This window comes from Cupriavidus mimosae (assembly GCF_023952485.1).
Taxonomy (GTDB): domain Bacteria; phylum Pseudomonadota; class Gammaproteobacteria; order Burkholderiales; family Burkholderiaceae; genus Cupriavidus; species Cupriavidus taiwanensis_C.
Window position 1 is genome coordinate 1 of the sequence record NZ_JALHRY010000114.1, and the last position, 566, is coordinate 566.

Below are 566 nucleotides of genomic sequence, written 5' to 3' on the forward strand. Positions count from 1 at the left end.
ACGCACGGCAGGTAGCTCTTCGGCATAAAGGCGCCAGCAGCTTACCCCGGATCTCCGCTTCGATGGCATAGAGCTCGCCGATCCGGCGTAACGCCTCCGTTGTGGTCGGCGTTGCCTTGCGGACATGCAGATCGTGCACCTTACGGCGCGCGTGAGCCATACAAGCTGCTTCGCGCACACTGCCATCGGTAAAAACAGCGTTGAAGCCCGCATACGCGTCTGCCTGCAGGATGCCGCGGAAGCCGGCCAGATGCGCTTGGGGATGTTGGCCCTGGTGGTTTGGTGTGTAGGCGAACCAGACCGCAGGCGCAGCATCCGAACCCGATGCGCGATCGTCTCGCACGTAAGCCCATAGCCTTCCGGTCTTGGTCTGCCCCTTACCTGGCGCAAGTACCGGCAGCGGCGTGTCGTCCGCGTGCACCTTGCCGGGCATCATCACGTATCGGTGCAAAGCCTCGACGAGGGGGCGTACCAGCGCACCGCAAGCGCCGACCCCGCGCGCCATGGTCGTGCGGTCCAGCTCCACGCCCTGGCGAGCATAGATAGCGGCTTGGCGGTACAGCGGT

1 protein-coding gene is annotated in these 566 nt (G+C 64.7%); it reads right to left on the reverse strand.

The features are described from left to right. Positions 1–566 (reverse strand): IS66 family transposase (locus MKD50_RS30585; protein WP_252669791.1); only part of this gene is annotated, 566 nt, incomplete at both ends.